A 14,156-nucleotide genomic window follows, 5' to 3' on the forward strand; every position below is an offset into this window, starting at 1 on the left:
TCAAGCCTCAGGCGCGGATACCGCCGGCCGTCAGATGCAGCAGGCGGTCCGCGCGGGCCGCCGCGCTTTCGGAGTGCGTCACCAGTACCAGCGACGCACCGTGCTCGCGGGTCTGGCCGATGAGCAGTTCCATCACCTTCGCCGCGGTGGTCGGGTCGAGGTTGCCCGTGGGTTCGTCGGCCAGCAGCAGGGCGGGGCGATGCACCAGTGCACGCGCAATGGCCACGCGCTGCAGCTGCCCGCCCGAGAGCGTCTGCGGCAGCCGCGCACCCATGCCGGGCAGGCCCACCGCCTCGAGCATGTGCGCAATGCGCTCTTCGTTCTCCTTCTGCTGCCCCAGCAGCATCAGCGGCAGCGCCACGTTCTGCGCCACGTCCAGGTGCGGCAGCACGTGGAAGGCCTGGAATACGAAGCCGACGTGGCGCCGCCGCCAGAGCGCGCAGGCCTCGCCGTCGAGCGCGCCGATGTCGGTGCCGTCGTGCGTCACCGTGCCCTGGTCCCAGCTGTCGAGGCCGGCCATGCAGTTGAGCAGTGTGGATTTGCCCACGCCCGATTCGCCCACGATGGCGACGAACTCGCCGGGCTCGACGGTGAGCGTCACGTTCTCGAAGACAGGCGCATCGCCGTAGTGCTTGCCGAGGTTTGAAATGCGAAGCGTCATCTGGGAGCGACGGCCTTTGCCATGAGTTGAACGGCGGCCTGCACCGCATCGGGTGCGTCGCAGGCGATCACGGTGCGCTGCGGCATGCTGCGCAGCCAGGTGATCTGCCGCTTGGCGAGCTGGCGCGTGGCGGCGATGCCGCGCTCGCGCAGGTCGGCCATGGCCCTGGCGTCGGGCGCCGCGCTGCCGGCCGCATCGAGCGTTTCCCAGGCCTGCCGATAGCCGACGCAGCGCATCGAGGGCAGGTCGGTCGAAAGATCGCCGCGCGCGCGCAGGGCGCGCACCTCGTCGAGGAAACCGGTGGCGAGCATGGCGTCGAATCGCTCGGCAATGCGCCCGTGCAGCCAGGCGCGGTCGGTGGGCTCGAGCGAAAAGAGCATGCCGCCTTCGACCGCGCTAGTGGTCTTGTTGTCCCTCGCGTGAAAGCTCGACAACGGCTGACCACTGCTTTCCCACACTTCGAGCGCGCGCTGGATGCGCTGGCTGTCCTGCGGCGCCAGCCGCGCGGCCGTGACCGGATCGACCTGCGCGAGCCGCGCGTGCATGGCGGGCCAGCCGAGCGCGGCCGCGTCGGCGTCGATGCGCGCGCGCACCGCGGCGTCGGCCGCGGGCATGGCGTCGATGCCGTCGAACAGCGCCTTGAAATACAGCATGGTGCCGCCCACCAGCAGCGGCAGCGCGCCGCGCGAGCGGATCTCATCGATGAGCCGCGTCGCATCGGCCACGAAAGCGGCGGCGCTGTAGCTCTCGCGCGGATCGAGGATGTCGATCAGGTGATGCGGCACGGCGGCTTGCTCGGCGGGCGTGGGCTTGGCGGTGCCGATGTCCATGCCGCGGTAGACCAGTGCCGAATCGACCGAGACGATCTCCACCGGCAGCAGGCGTGCGAGCGCCAGCGCGGCGGCCGTCTTGCCCGAGGCGGTCGGGCCTGCGAGTGCGACGTAGCGCGGGGGATTCGAGTGGGGAGCGGCGTCGGGAGATGCCGCCGTGGCGGCCTTTGCGGCCTTCGTGGCCGCCTCGGAACTGGGAGACATGGTGCGCCGAGCGTAGCAAATGGCGCGAGCCCGGCCGGATGCCGGGGCTTGGTGGCGTGGCCCCGGGTCAGATCGCCGAGGGCACCGGCTGCTCCAGCTTGCCGCTCACGTCCTGCGGGGTGAGCGTGCCGCCGGCCGTCGGCGGCGCCAGGCGCGGTGTCGGCCGCTGCACGCCGGCGTTGCTGGCGACCATGTTCTCCGGCTTCATGCGGAAAAGCTGCGTCAGCGCCGCGCGGTACTGCGCCTCGCCGATGGAGTTGGTGTTGTGGTGCGAGCCGCCCTCGACCAGCACGAACATCTTCGGCACGGTGGCCGCGTCGTACAGCTTGCGGCCCAGCGTCGGGTTGATGAGGCTGTCGGCGGTGCCGTGCACCACCAGCAGCGGTGCACCGATGTCCTTGACCTTGTTGATCGCCTCGAAGCGCTGCGTGATGAGCGGGCTGAAAGGCAGCCAGCCCCACTTGAAGCCGCTGACCACGTCGGCGATGGAGGTGAAGGTGCTCTCCACGATGGTGCCGCTCTCGTCGTTGACGTGCGCCGCCAGATCGATGCCGATGGCGCCGCCCAGCGAGTGGCCGAAGATGTAACGGTGCTGCTTCGGGTGGCGCGCGGCCAGCCAGGTCCAGGCGGCGCGGGCGTCCTCGCGGGCCGATTCCTCCGAGGGCAGGCCCTTGGAACTCTTCCCGAAGCCGCGATAGTCGATGGCCAGGACGGAAAAGCCCAGCTCGTGCATGCGCTGGATGCGCGGTGCCGAGCCGGCCACGTTGTAGCGGGCACCATGCAGATACAGCAGCACCGGCGTGGCGGTGGTCTCGGGCGCGCCGCCCAGCCACAGGCCGTGCAGCCGCGCCGGCTCGCCGGTAATGGAGGACTGGAAGTCGATCCAGACGTCCTCCATGCCCTGGGTCATGGAGGCGGTGTTGCCCCAGCTGCGGTCGCTGGGCTGGAAGATCCATTCGCGCTGCTGCTCGTCGAGCGTCGAGCAACCGGCGGCGAGCAGGGCACACAGCGAGAGGACAGACGCGAGGAGGGTCCAGCGTTTCATCATGGGGTTGAGGGACAGCGAAGTCGGCTCGAAAGTTCACCTGCTTTCACCTTGATGCGCCGACACAGCATCAAGGTAACTCCCCGAAACAGCGCTCAACCGGCGCTTTACAGAACACATGCAACGTATGTGCCCACGCTTCCGCCGACTGAGGAAAACCCTAGAAAAAAGGCCTAAAAAGTCCGAAAACCGCTGATTGGCCCCATCAACCCCGTTTATCGGCCACGCATGAAGAGCGAGTCGAGCTCGCGCACCGAAAGCTGGCGCCAGGTCGGCCGGCCGTGGTTGCACTGGTCCGAACGCTCCGTCTCCTCCATCTGGCGCAGGAGGGCGTTCATCTCGTCGATGGTGAGCTTGCGGTTGGCCCGCACCGCCCCGTGGCAGGCCATGGTGGACAGCAGCTCGTTCTGGGCGCGCTGCACGACGGTGCTCGCGTCGTGCTGGCCCAGTTCGGCAAGCACGCTGCGCGCCAGCTCGACCGGATCGCCGTCCGCCAGCGTTCCGGGCACGGCGCGCACCGCGAGCGTGCGCGCCGAGAAGGGCGTAATTTCCAGGCCCAGCGTGGGCAGCACCTCGGCACAGGCCTCCGCCGTGGCCACTTCCTGCGGCGTGGCCGCGAAAGTGGCCGGAATCAGCAGCGGCTGGCTGCTTATGGTCGCGCCGTCGAGCTGGGTCTTCAGGCGTTCGTAGACGATGCGCTCGTGCGCCGCGTGCATGTCGACGATCACCAGGCCCTGGCTGTTCTCGGCCAGGATGTAGATGCCCTGCAGCTGGGCCAGCGCGCGGCCGAGCGGCCAGGCTTCGTCATTGGTGGCGATGGATTGCGCACCGGCGTTCGGCGCCAGGGGCAGGCCGGCCGGCGCCTGGAAGCCTGCCGGGGCCGCGCTCGCGGCGGGCCAGGGCGGCGGCGCGGCGGGCTCCGCCGCGTGCAGCGGAACCTGATCGCCGCTGCGCTGGGGCCACATGGCCTCGAAGTCGCCGGTGCCACGCTGCTCGCGCGGCGTGAAATCCATGGCCGGCTGGGCCCAGCCGGCGTTCGACGGCAGGGGCGCCGGCTTGAAGAAAGGCTGCGGGGCGCCCGATGGCGCTACCGCGTCGCCGGCACGCGGGGCCGCCAGCGCGTCTTCCACGGCGTGGCGCACCGCCTGGTGCACCTCGCGTCCGTCGCGAAAGCGCACTTCGATCTTGGTCGGGTGCACGTTCACGTCGACCCGCGACGGATCGATCTCGAGGTACAGCGCGTAGACGGGCTGGCGCTGGCCGTGCAGCACGTCTTCATACGCGCTGCGCACCGCATGCGACAGCACCTTGTCGCGCACGAAGCGGCCGTTGACGTAGAAGAACTGCTGGTCGCCGCGCGAGCGGGCCGCGTCGGGAATGCCCGCGCGGCCGACCACGCGCACCGGGCCGCCTTCGCGGTCGACCGCCACGCTCTGCGCCACGAACTCGTCGCTCAGCGCATCGGCCAGCCGCTGCTCGCGCGTGGAGGCGGCGCGCCATTGCTCGACCAGCTTGCCGTCGTGCCAGATCGAGAAGCCCACCTCGGGCCGTGCCAGCGCATGGCGGCGCACCGCCTCGATGCAATGGGCCAGCTCGGTGGCGTCGGTTTTCAGGAACTTGCGGCGCGCCGGCGTCGCGAAGAACAGCTCGCGCACCTCGACCGTGGTGCCGGTGGAGCGCGCTACCGGCCGCAGCTCGCCGGTGCGGCCGTCGAGCGCGAAGGCGGTGTCGGAACCGGCGAAGCGCGAAAGAATGCTGAGCTCGGCAATCGAATTGATGGCCGCCAGCGCCTCGCCGCGAAAGCCCATCGTGCCGACCGTCTCCAGGTCGACGAGGCTGGCGATCTTGCTGGTGGCGTGGCGCCGCAGCGCCACGGTGAGTTCTTCGCGCGGAATGCCCAGGCCGTCGTCTTCCACCGAGATCAGCCGCACGCCGCCCGAGGCCAGCCGCACCGTGATCTGGCTCGCGCCCGCATCGAGCGCGTTGTCCAGCAGCTCCCGCACCACCGAGGCCGGGCGCTCGACGACTTCACCGGCGGCAATCTGGCTGATCAGCTCGTCGGGGAGTTCGCGGATGGGGCGGCGTTGTGCGGGGGTGATGGAGGTGGGGAGGGCGCTCACCGGGGCATTCTAAAAGCGCGGGTTCCGGGGCGTCGGCTCAGGGCTGCTGCAACTGCTTGAACATCACGTACGCATCCACGAAACCATGCCGTGGATGCCTGAACGCCCCAGGCAGCGTGCCGACGATCGCGAAGCCCATCTTGCGCCACAGGCGCACAGCGCCTTCGTTGGTGGACACGACGAAGTTGAACTGCATCGCGCGAAAGCCCATGCGCAGGGCCTCCTGCTGCGAGTGTTCGCACAGCGCCGATGCCACGCCCATGCCGCGCGCCGCATCGGATACCACGTAACCGCAATTGCTTACGTGCGAGCCCTGGCCGGGCTGGTTGGGGCGGATGACGTAGGTGCCGAGCACCGCGCCTTCATCGTTGCAGGCGACGAAAGTTGCCGTGGGTACTTTCATCCACAAGTCGCGCGCCTGCTCTTCGGTCACGTCGGGGGGATAGGTGTAGGTATCTCCGCGGCGAAAGGTCGGCTCGAGCACCGACCAGATGGCGGGCCAGTCAAGCTCGGTGGCGGCGCGTATGTGCAGCATGGGGTGATTCGCGGGGGCGTGTGGGGCGAGCAAGGATAATCCGCGCCCATGGAAATCATCAGCTTTCTCGTCGACTTCATTCTTCACGTCGACAAACACCTCGAGGCCTTCGTCATTGCCTACGGCCCCTGGGTCTACGCCTTGCTGTTCCTCATCGTCTTCGTGGAAACCGGCGCGGTGGTGATGCCGTTCCTGCCCGGCGACTCCTTGCTCTTCATCGTCGGCGCGCTGTGCGGCGCGGGGCTCATGAACTATCCGCTCGCCTGCGCAATACTGATCGCGGCCGCGATCCTGGGCGACCAGTGCAACTACTCCATCGGCCGCTACTTCGGGCCGAAGGTGTTCCAGTGGGAGAACTCCCGCTTCTTCAACCGCAAGGCCTTCGACCAGGCCCATTCGTTCTACGAGCGCTACGGCGGCATCACCATCATCCTCGCGCGCTTCATGCCCTTCATCCGCACCTTCGCGCCCTTCGTGGCGGGCGTGGCCGAGATGAGCCGCGCGAAGTTCACGATGTTCAACGTGGTGGGTGCATTGATCTGGGTGCTCGGCATCGCCACCGCCGGCTACTTCTTCGGCAACCTGCCGTTCGTACGCCAGCACCTCGACAAGATCATCTGGGCGCTGATCTTCGTGCCAGGCCTCCTGGCCATCTATGGTGCCTGGAAAGCCTCCAAGGCCGAGAAGGCGCGCGAGGCGCAGCAGGCTTCGCAGGCCTGATCTTCCGATCTCATCGAGCAACGAAAAAGCGCGCCCCAGGCGCGCTTTTTCATTCAGGCCCGTTCAGCGTTCAGGCCGCATCCCGGATGCCTCAGTAGTTCGGGCCGTTGCCCGGGTAGTAGCCGCTGCCACGCGGATAGCGCTGCTGGTTGTAGTAGTTGCGCTCGTCGGCGTTGCGGCCGACCTGGTTGCCGATGATGCCGCCGATGGCCGCGCCACCCACCGTGCTCGCGGTGTTGCCGCCAATGGCATTGCCCACCAGCGCGCCGCCCACCGCGCCCACGCCGGTGCCGAGGTTCTGATTGGGGCCGCTTGCGCAACCCGCGATCGTCAGGGCCGAAGTGGCTGCAGCAGCAGCGATCCAAAGACGTGTGTTCATGATGTCCACCTTTCGAGGAAGTGATGCTTCATCATCACCAACAGGCGGGCCCATGCCGTGTAGGAACCTGCCGCACGTGCCTGTGCGCTCTCCTGGGGCGTCCGGCGTGGGACAGGAGTGCACGCTTTGGCTTTACACGGAAAGCCAAGGCGTGGAAACGTGGAACTACAGCTGCCTGCTGCGCGCCAGCGGCGGGTTCTGCGCGAAGTAGCGCTGGATGCCGCGCATCAGCGCATCGGCCAGGTTCTCCTGGTAGTCGACGCGGCGCAGGTTCGCTTCTTCTTCCGGGTTGCTGATGAAGGCGGTTTCCACCAGCACGCTCGGAATGTCGGGCGCCTTCAGCACCGCGAAGCCGGCCTGCTCGACCTGGCCCTTGTGCAGCCGCGCGCCGATGCCCTTGATCTCGCCGAGCATCGCGCCGCCGAGCTTCAGGCTGTCGTTGATCTGCGCGGTGGTGCTCATGTCGAGCAGCGCGCGCTGCACCTGGGCCTCGTGGTTGCCCACGTTCACGCCACCGACGCGGTCGGCGTCGTTCTCCTTGTTGGCGAGCCAGCGCGCGGCGCTGCTGGAAGCGCCGCTCTGGCTCAGCGCGAACACGCTGGCGCCGCGTGCGGCGGGCGTGGTGAAGGCGTCGGCGTGGATGCTCACGAAGAGGTCGGCCTGCACGCGCCGCGCCTTCTGCACGCGCACGCCCAGCGGCACGAAGAAGTCGGCGTCGCGCGTGAGGAAGGCGCGCATCGGGCTGCCGTTCACACTGCTCGCGTTGATGCGCTGGCGCAGGCGGTGTGCCACCTGCAGCACGATGTCTTTCTCGCGCGTGCCGTTGGGGCCGATGGCGCCGGGGTCTTCGCCGCCGTGGCCGGGGTCGAGCGCCACGATGATGATGCGGTCGGTGCGATTGGCGGTGGCGGCAACCGGTGGCGGGGGCTGCACGGTCGGTGCGGACGGCGCAGGGGGCCTGGCCGGCGCGGCGGCCACCACGGGAGGCGGTGGCGTCACGGGCCTGTCGTTGCCGGCCGCTGCGGCGGGAGGCGGCGATTGCGGGCCGGGCCGCATCGACTGCTGTGCCATCAGGTCGCCCAGCGGGTCCGTGGCCGGCGCCGGCGCGGTTGCCGGCGGGGCGACGGCGATCGCGGAGCCGCCGCCCGAAGTGCGCGGCGCGTCGCGCAGGCGCTCGGCGATCAGCGCTTCCATCGGGTCCACCGCCTGCTCGGGGTACAGGTCGAGCACCAGCCGGTGCTTGTACGCGGCCACGGGCGCGAGCGAGAACACCTGCGGCACCACGGCCTGCTTCAGGTCGAACACGATGCGCACCACCTTCGGCGCGTTCTGCCCGACGCGCAGCCCGTTGATGTACGGGTCGCCAGGCTTGATCTTGCCGACGAGCTCGCGCAGTTCGGGGTTGAGATCGATGCCCTCGATGTCGACCGCGAGCCGCGGCGGGCTGCCCACCACGAGCTGCTGCGAGTTCAGGCGAGCGTCGGATTCGATCGTCACGCGCGTGTAGTCGGCGGCGGGCCACACGCGCACTGCGAGGATGCTGGCTCCGCGCGCGATCTGGTGCACGCCGAGCATCAGCGCGATGCTGCCGCCCTGCAGCAGCACGCGCCGTTTCAGGCCGCCCGCCTTCATGCGGCGATGCGCGCCAGCAGATCGCTGCCGCGAGCGGTGTTCGCGAGGAGAGTCACGCTGCGTGTGTCGTCAGTCATTGCTTCTATTTTAATAGCGAGGTCGGCAATTGGTGTGCGGCCCGCGGCGTTGTCCGGCCATTCGGCCAGCTTGAGCCCCGGCCCGGCGAAGATGTCGCGGAAGCCGGCGTCGTCCCATTCGCGCGGATCGGCGAAGCGATAGAAGTCGAAATGGAAGATCTGCAGCCCGTCGGGCGCCTCGTGGGGCTCGACCACCGCGTAGGTGGGGCTCTTGATGCGCCCGGCGATGCCCAGGGCACGAAGCAGGTGGCGTACGAAAGTGGTCTTGCCGGCGCCGAGGTCGCCATGCAGTTCGATGAATGCGTCGCGCAATTGGGGGGCCGCGGCCAGCGCCCGCGCGAAGGCATCGGTGTCGGCTTCGCTGCACCAGCGCAGGCTGCGGGTGCTCTTGTGCGTTTCTACAATCGGCAAGTGATCGTCAGCCATCCACTCGTTGTGCGTATTCAGGCCTTGGCCCGGGAACTCGGATTCTCCCAAATCGGAATCGCGGGCGTCGATCTATCGAGCGCCGAGGCCGGTCTGATGCAATGGCTGGCCCATGGGTTCCATGGCGAGATGCAATACATGGAAACGCACGGCACGCGCCGCGCGCGTCCGGCCGAGCTGGTGCCGGGCACTGTGAGCGTGATCACGGCGCGCATGGACTACCTGCCGCGCAGCACCGAGCCCGAGTGGCAGGCCATCGAATTCGACCGGCTGAAGCGCCCCGGCGAGGCCATCGTCTCGGTCTACGCACGGGGCCGCGACTATCACAAGGTGCTGCGCAACCGTCTCGCGAAGCTGGCCGAGCGCATCGCCGCGGAGGTCGGCCCCTTCGGCCACCGCGCCTTCACCGATTCGGCCCCCGTGCTCGAGGCCGAGCTGGCCTCCCGCAGCGGCCAGGGCTGGCGCGGCAAGCACACGCTGGTGCTCGACCGCGACGCGGGCTCGATGTTCTTCCTGGGCGAGATCTACGTCGACATGGAGCTGCCGCCCAGCGAGCCCGTCACCGCGCACTGCGGCAGCTGCAGCGCCTGCATCGACGTGTGCCCGACGCAGGCCATCGTGGCGCCGAAGAGGCTCGATGCCCGGCGCTGCATCTCGTACCTCACCATCGAGCACGGCGGCTCCATCCCGGTCGAACTGCGTCCGCTGATGGCCAACCGCATCTACGGCTGCGACGACTGCCAGCTGATCTGCCCCTGGAACAAGTTCGCCAAGAAGAGCACGCTGCCCGACTTCGACGCGCGCGAGGAACTCACCGGCCGCACGCTGGCCGACCTGTTCGCGTGGACCGAGGACGACTTCCTTCGCCGCACCGAAGGCAGCCCGATCCGCCGCATCGGCCACGAGCGCTGGCTGCGCAACATCGCGGTGGCGCTGGGCAATGCGGTGCGTTCGGGCGAGGGCGGTGCGAAGGAAGCGCTGGCGACGCGTGCCGAGCACCCGAGCGAGCTGGTGCGCGAGCACGTCGCCTGGGGCCTCGCGCAGGACCCTGCGGGCTGAGGCCTCAGGCCGGCAGGATCTCGCGCACCCGCTCCCACGGCCGGCACATCAGCGTGCCGCGCGGCGACACCACGATGGGCCGCTGCAGCAGGATCGGGTGCTCCACGATGAAGTCGAAGATCTGGTCGTCGGTCCATTTCGGATCGGCGATGTTCAGTTCTTCGTAGGGCGCTTCCTTGGTGCGCAGCAGGTCGCGCGCGCCCATGCCCATGGCCTTGGAGAGCTCGCGCAGCTTCTTCTTCGAGGGCGGTGTTTCGAGATAGAGAACGATCTCGGGCTCTACGCCGCTTTCGCGGATCAACGACAGCACGTTGCGCGACGTGCTGCAGTTGGGCTTGTGGTAGATCGTCATCGGGTAGACGGTGGTGGGGGGGCGTGCGGTCATGGTGCCGATGATAGAAAACAGGCGCCGCTCAGCTTTCCTGCGCGCCCATCGACAACGGGAAGCGCGCCGCCCAGAAGTCCGCCAGGCGCGGATCGGCATCGACGCGGCGCACCACCTGCGTCATGCGCGGTGCCACGCGATAGAAGCGCCTGCGGCGCGGTGTCCATCGCGACATCACTGTCACGTACAGGTCGAGCATGCTGATCTTGTCGCCCAGCAGGTAGGGCGCGGGCTCGTCGATCTGCGAATCCATCAGCTGCCAGCAATGCGCGATGCGCTCGGCCGTGCGTTCGAGCATCGCCGGCTGCGCGGCGGGGTCGGGCACGAGGCGCGAAGGCTCGTCGCGCACCCAGAACATCGAATAGATGGCGGCCGGCAGGTAGACCATCCAGCGCAGGTAGCGCGCACGCAGCGGGTCGTCGGGCGCGGGGCAGAGTTGGGCCTCGGGATAGCGGTCGCCCAGCCAGATCAGGATGGCCGCGCTCTCGGTCATCACCTCGCCCGAAGGCAGCACGAGCGCCGGCACCTGCCGCATCGGGTTGACGCCGGCGACCCGCTCGCGCTCGGCCTCGCCCTCCCAGGGGGCGACGTCGATGGCCTCCACCTGCGCTCCGATCAGCGTGAGCGCGGCGTGGATGGGTGTGGCGCCCGAGCCGGGCGCGCCGTAGAGGGTGTAGCGGTCTTCGCGGGCGGAGGCGGATGGCGTGCTCATCCGCGCAGGTTACGCAGGCCCGCCGCCGCTGTCACGTAGGTCAGGCGGCCAGAAGCGCGTCCACCTTCTTCAGGCCTTCGAGCGTCTTGAAGCAGGCTTCGGCGACTTCGGTGCCCTTGACCGCGAAGTGGCGGTGGAAGTACTTGCGATGCTCTACGTGCTCGTGGAAGTGGTGCGGCGTGAGCACGGCCGAGAAGATCGGCACGTCGGTTTCCAACTGCAGCGACATCAGCGTGCTGACCACCGTGTTCGCCACGAACTCGTGGCGGTAGATGCCGCCGTCCACCACCAGCGCGCAGCCGATGATGGCCGCGTACTTGCCCGAGTTGGCGAGGCGCTTGGCGTGCAGCGGAATCTCGAAGGCGCCCGGCACGTCGAAGATGTCGATGAGATCGCGCGCCACGCCGAGGCGGTCCATCTCCTCGAGGAAGGCGTCGCGCGCCTGGTGGACGATGTCGGAATGCCATTGCGCCTCGACGAATGCGATGCGCGTGCCGCGTGGCGAACCCGACGCGGTGACGGCGGAAAGGGGAAGGTCGTTGATCTGACTCATGGTGTGCCTCTGAGAAAGCAGGTTTCCTGAATCAGGGCGCACGAAACCGCAAGGCAGCTCGCGCGCAGGCCCAAAGCCTCACGCGCGGGCAGACCCGCATTTCGCGCTCTCTTTCATCCGGACTGTGACCGTCGGCTTCGGAATCGCACCGAATCTGCTGACCCCGAAGCTCGTTGCAAGCTCCGGGCGCTCGCGGGCTTGTGCGGTTTTTCCTTCCGGAAGACGCCGCCATCACCGCCGGTGGGGAGTTTCACCCCGCCCTGAGAACGCTTGCCGCCCGGCGAACCGCGCGGCGGGGGCGATTCTAGGTGGCGCCTGCAGCACGAGCCTGTCGCCCCCGCGCCAGACCTTCGCCCGGGCGGGGATTTTCTTCAGAAGCGATACGTGGCCGCCGCAGTCACGGTACGGCGCTGGCCGTAGAAGCAGTCGCCGCGGGCCAGGCAGGTGGTGAGCTGCACCTTGTCGGTCAGGTTGCCCACGTTGAGCGACAGGCGCAGCGGGCCGTTGTCCCAGGCGAACATCGCGTCCAGCAGGGTGACCGCAGGCACCGGGTTGGCGTCCATGCCGTCCCATGACTTGCCGATGTAGCGCACGCCGCCGCCCAGCGAGAAGCCGGGCACGCCGCCGATCGAGAAGCGCCGCATCAGCCAGGCCGAGGCCGTGTGCTTCGGCACGCCCGAAATGCGCTTGCCCAGGTCGGAGCCGGTGCTGCGCGAGACGCGCGCGTCGGTGTAGGCGTAGGAGGCGACCCAGTCCCAGTCGCGGCCGATGCTGCCCTTGTATTCGAGCTCCAGACCCTTCACGTGTACCTCGCCGAGCTGGATGCTGTTGAGCGGGTTGGTCGGGTCGGTGGTCTTGCGGTTGGTGTCGCGCAGGTCGTACACCGCCGCCATGAACGAGGTGCGCTGCCCTTCGGGCTCCCACTTCACGCCGGCTTCCCACTGCTTGCCGCGCTGGGGCTTGAAGGGCGTGTTGTTCACGTCCACGCCGCCCAGCGGCAGGAACGACTCGGCATAGCTCAGGTAGGGCGCCCATCCGCCGTCGGCCAGATAGACGAGGCCGGCGCGCTTGGTGGTGGCCTTGTCGTCGACCGCCGCGGCAGGGCGGCCTTCGGTGTCGGTGGTGGCCTTGTCGTGGCGCAGGCCCAGCAGGCCGATCCAGCGGCCGTACTTGACCTGGTCCTGCAGGTAGATGCCGGCCTGCTTCTGCAGCACCGCGGGCTGCCGCGTGAGGAAGGTGGGCGCCGTGTAGTTGCCGTACACCGGCGCATACACGTCGAGCGCGCCCGCACGGCCGCGGCCGGTGAGCTGCGAGGTCTCGTTGCGCTGGAAGTCCGCGCCGACCAGCAGCGTGTGCTCGGCTGCGCCGGTCTTGAAATGCGCCTCTGCCTGGTTGTCGAGCAGCAGCATCTTGCCGCCGTTGAGCTGTGTGATCAGGTCGCGCTCGATGGTGCGCTGGTCGGCATTGAACACCGGCCGCGCCGGGCGGCCGGTGAGCCGGTTGGCAGTGAAGCTGGTGTAAGAGGAGTTGTAGACCACCTTGCTCTCGGTGGAGCGCAGGTTCTGCCTGAAGGTCCAGGTGTCGTTGAAGCGGTGGCTGAACAGGTAGCCCAGCGAGGTGTTGCGCGTGTCGTAGCGGTCGAAGCCCGGCTCGCCAGTGAAGGTCGAGGTGGGAATCTGGCCGTACAGCGATGGCAGCAGCGTGCCCTGCCAAGGGAAGAAGCCGATCAGCGAGCCGCTCTTGTCCTTCTGGTAGAGCGCCTGCAGCGTGAGCGAGGTGTCGGCGCTCGGACGCCAGGTGAGCGAGGGCGCGAGCAGGATGCGGTCGTCGGGCACGTGGTCGACCTGCGTGCCGCTGTCGCGGTTGACGGCCACCAGGCGGTAGAGCCACTTGCCCTCGGTGTCCAGCGGCCCGGTGAAGTCGGCCGCGACCTGCTTGCGGTTGTGGCTGCCCAGCTGCACCTGCACCTCGCGCTGCAGCTCGGCCTGCGGGCGCTTCGACACCAGGTTCAGCACGCCGCCGATGCCGCCCTGGCCGTAGAGCACGGAAGAGGGGCCGCGCAGCAGCTCGACGCGCTCCAGCATGTACGGATCGGCGCGCGTGGTGTTGTAGGTGCCGTAGCTGCGCTGCAGCCCGTCGAGGTACTGGATGGCGTCGCCGCCGCGCACCTTGAACGAGTCGACGCGGCTGTCGAAGTAGCTCGACACCACGCCCGCCGTGTAGTTGGTGGTCTCGCGCAGCGTGAGCGCGCCCTGCGCCTCCATCTGGTCGCGCGTGACCACCGAGATGGCCTGCGGCGTCTCGATCAGCGGCGTGTCGGTCTTGGTGGCGGTGCCGCCGCGCCGGGCGACGAAGCCGGTCACGGGGCCGGTGGCGCTTTCGACCGATTCACCGGTCACGGTGATGGTCGGCAGGGCCTTGCGGGTCTCGGCGGATTCGTCTTTTTCTTCGGCGTAGGCCGGTAGGGCGGCGCCCAGCGCCATGGCGGTTGCCGCGAGCGTGGCGCGGCGGGTATGCGTGATGCGCCAAGTGGGGCGCCAAGCCGGGCGCCGATGCTTCTTCGATGTCATGTGCAGCTTCTCCTGTGTCCTGCGTTTGGGGGGGAGTGGCTGCGGCGCACGCCGGATGCGGGCGCGCCATGGCTTCTCGTCTCTGATCCATTCGGTTCGGACGAGCGCAAACCGGCGGCTCGCTTCGGGCTGGCGGCCGGTGTGTTTTGTGGGTTCTAGTTGCGTCGTCGCGGGCAGCCGTTGCGGCTGCGGTCTTCGTTCCTTCGAAGACGGCTTGCGCGCCCGTTGCGGGCGGCTGGCTGAGCGGG

General features: G+C 68.7%; 14 protein-coding genes and 1 riboswitch. Of the genes, 2 read left to right on the forward strand and 12 right to left on the reverse strand.

The genetic code is table 11. The features are described 5' to 3' along the window. Positions 1-7: 7 nt before the first annotated feature. From FHT32_RS25595 to FHT32_RS25615, 5 genes are all read right to left on the reverse strand, one after another. A complete protein-coding gene (locus tag FHT32_RS25595; protein ID WP_176667399.1) occupies positions 8-661 on the reverse strand; it encodes an ABC transporter ATP-binding protein in 654 nt (217 codons plus the stop codon). Continuing rightward, on the reverse strand, positions 658-1,695 hold the full coding sequence (gene miaA / locus FHT32_RS25600; protein ID WP_176667400.1) for a tRNA (adenosine(37)-N6)-dimethylallyltransferase MiaA: 1,038 nt from the start codon (positions 1,693-1,695) through the stop codon (positions 658-660). The genes FHT32_RS25595 and miaA overlap by 4 nt, the downstream gene beginning before the upstream one ends. Positions 1,696-1,762: 67 nt before the next feature. Further along, positions 1,763-2,743: an alpha/beta hydrolase gene (locus FHT32_RS25605; protein ID WP_176667401.1), complete on the reverse strand. Its 981-nt coding sequence runs from the start codon at positions 2,741-2,743 to the stop codon at positions 1,763-1,765. 212 nt (positions 2,744-2,955) lie between these two features. Then, a complete protein-coding gene (mutL, locus tag FHT32_RS25610) occupies positions 2,956-4,860 on the reverse strand; it encodes a DNA mismatch repair endonuclease MutL (protein WP_176667402.1) in 1,905 nt (634 codons plus the stop codon). A gap of 37 nt (positions 4,861-4,897) precedes the next feature. Then, complete coding sequence (locus FHT32_RS25615; protein WP_176667403.1) at positions 4,898-5,395, reverse strand: GNAT family N-acetyltransferase; 498 nt, start codon at positions 5,393-5,395, stop codon at positions 4,898-4,900. A gap of 48 nt (positions 5,396-5,443) precedes the next feature. Between FHT32_RS25615 and FHT32_RS25620 the strand changes: the two genes are divergently transcribed. Continuing rightward, positions 5,444-6,115, forward strand: a complete 672-nt coding sequence (locus FHT32_RS25620) for a DedA family protein (protein ID WP_176667404.1) — start codon at positions 5,444-5,446, stop codon at positions 6,113-6,115. 91 nt (positions 6,116-6,206) lie between these two features. On the opposite strand, the gene FHT32_RS25625 is transcribed toward FHT32_RS25620, so the two are convergent. From FHT32_RS25625 to tsaE, 3 genes are all read right to left on the reverse strand, one after another. Continuing rightward, positions 6,207-6,494, reverse strand: coding sequence for a glycine zipper domain-containing protein (locus FHT32_RS25625; RefSeq protein WP_176667405.1), 288 nt, complete (start codon positions 6,492-6,494; stop codon positions 6,207-6,209). Between the two features lie 165 nt (positions 6,495-6,659). Next, positions 6,660-8,126 carry an N-acetylmuramoyl-L-alanine amidase gene (locus FHT32_RS25630; RefSeq protein WP_176667406.1) on the reverse strand — a complete coding sequence of 489 codons (1,467 nt, stop codon included), beginning with the start codon at positions 8,124-8,126 and terminating at the stop codon, positions 6,660-6,662. Continuing rightward, positions 8,123-8,629 (reverse strand): tRNA (adenosine(37)-N6)-threonylcarbamoyltransferase complex ATPase subunit type 1 TsaE, encoded by a 507-nt coding sequence (tsaE, locus tag FHT32_RS25635; RefSeq protein WP_176667407.1) that lies wholly within the window; start codon positions 8,627-8,629, stop codon positions 8,123-8,125. Before tsaE ends, FHT32_RS25630 begins: the two co-directional genes overlap by 4 nt. Between tsaE and queG the strand changes: the two genes are divergently transcribed. After that, a complete protein-coding gene (gene queG / locus FHT32_RS25640) occupies positions 8,615-9,688 on the forward strand; it encodes a tRNA epoxyqueuosine(34) reductase QueG (RefSeq protein ID WP_176667408.1) in 1,074 nt (357 codons plus the stop codon). The two genes, tsaE and queG, sit on opposite strands and share 15 nt — an antisense overlap. 4 nt (positions 9,689-9,692) lie before the next feature. Here queG and arsC read toward each other — a convergent pair whose 3' ends face one another. The 4 genes from arsC to FHT32_RS25660 all read right to left on the reverse strand — a co-directional run bounded on the left by arsC (position 9,693) and on the right by FHT32_RS25660 (position 13,908). Next, positions 9,693-10,073 (reverse strand): arsenate reductase (glutaredoxin), encoded by a 381-nt coding sequence (gene arsC / locus FHT32_RS25645; RefSeq protein ID WP_176667409.1) that lies wholly within the window; start codon positions 10,071-10,073, stop codon positions 9,693-9,695. A gap of 28 nt (positions 10,074-10,101) precedes the next feature. Then, the gene (locus tag FHT32_RS25650) at positions 10,102-10,785 is read right to left on the reverse strand and encodes a glutathione S-transferase family protein (RefSeq protein WP_176667410.1); all 684 of its coding nucleotides are present in this window, start codon (positions 10,783-10,785) and stop codon (positions 10,102-10,104) included. 40 nt (positions 10,786-10,825) lie between these two features. Continuing rightward, positions 10,826-11,338 (reverse strand): 6,7-dimethyl-8-ribityllumazine synthase, encoded by a 513-nt coding sequence (locus FHT32_RS25655; protein ID WP_176667411.1) that lies wholly within the window; start codon positions 11,336-11,338, stop codon positions 10,826-10,828. 101 nt (positions 11,339-11,439) lie between these two features. After that, positions 11,440-11,610, reverse strand: a riboswitch (FMN riboswitch). A 99-nt stretch (positions 11,611-11,709) separates the two neighbouring features. Beyond that, positions 11,710-13,908, reverse strand: coding sequence for a TonB-dependent siderophore receptor (locus tag FHT32_RS25660; RefSeq protein ID WP_176667412.1), 2,199 nt, complete (start codon positions 13,906-13,908; stop codon positions 11,710-11,712). Positions 13,909-14,156 lie beyond the last annotated feature (248 nt).

The sequence above is a fragment of the Variovorax sp. SG517 genome, from assembly GCF_013376045.1.
In the GTDB taxonomy this organism is placed as follows: domain Bacteria; phylum Pseudomonadota; class Gammaproteobacteria; order Burkholderiales; family Burkholderiaceae_C; genus Variovorax.

Coding starts and splice junctions, on each gene's coding strand:
- FHT32_RS25650 (WP_176667410.1), bottom strand. CDS start 10,785: ATGAGCACGCCATCCGCCTCCGCCCGCGAAGACCGCTACACCCTCTAC.
- miaA (WP_176667400.1), bottom strand. CDS start 1,695: ATGTCTCCCAGTTCCGAGGCGGCCACGAAGGCCGCAAAGGCCGCCACG.
- FHT32_RS25605 (WP_176667401.1), bottom strand. CDS start 2,743: ATGATGAAACGCTGGACCCTCCTCGCGTCTGTCCTCTCGCTGTGTGCC.
- FHT32_RS25625 (WP_176667405.1), bottom strand. CDS start 6,494: ATGAACACACGTCTTTGGATCGCTGCTGCTGCAGCCACTTCGGCCCTG.
- FHT32_RS25630 (WP_176667406.1), bottom strand. CDS start 8,126: ATGAAGGCGGGCGGCCTGAAACGGCGCGTGCTGCTGCAGGGCGGCAGC.
- FHT32_RS25615 (WP_176667403.1), bottom strand. CDS start 5,395: ATGCTGCACATACGCGCCGCCACCGAGCTTGACTGGCCCGCCATCTGG.
- FHT32_RS25660 (WP_176667412.1), bottom strand. CDS start 13,908: ATGACATCGAAGAAGCATCGGCGCCCGGCTTGGCGCCCCACTTGGCGC.
- FHT32_RS25595 (WP_176667399.1), bottom strand. CDS start 661: ATGACGCTTCGCATTTCAAACCTCGGCAAGCACTACGGCGATGCGCCT.
- arsC (WP_176667409.1), bottom strand. CDS start 10,073: ATGACCGCACGCCCCCCCACCACCGTCTACCCGATGACGATCTACCAC.
- tsaE (WP_176667407.1), bottom strand. CDS start 8,629: ATGGCTGACGATCACTTGCCGATTGTAGAAACGCACAAGAGCACCCGC.
- FHT32_RS25655 (WP_176667411.1), bottom strand. CDS start 11,338: ATGAGTCAGATCAACGACCTTCCCCTTTCCGCCGTCACCGCGTCGGGT.
- FHT32_RS25620 (WP_176667404.1), top strand. CDS start 5,444: ATGGAAATCATCAGCTTTCTCGTCGACTTCATTCTTCACGTCGACAAA.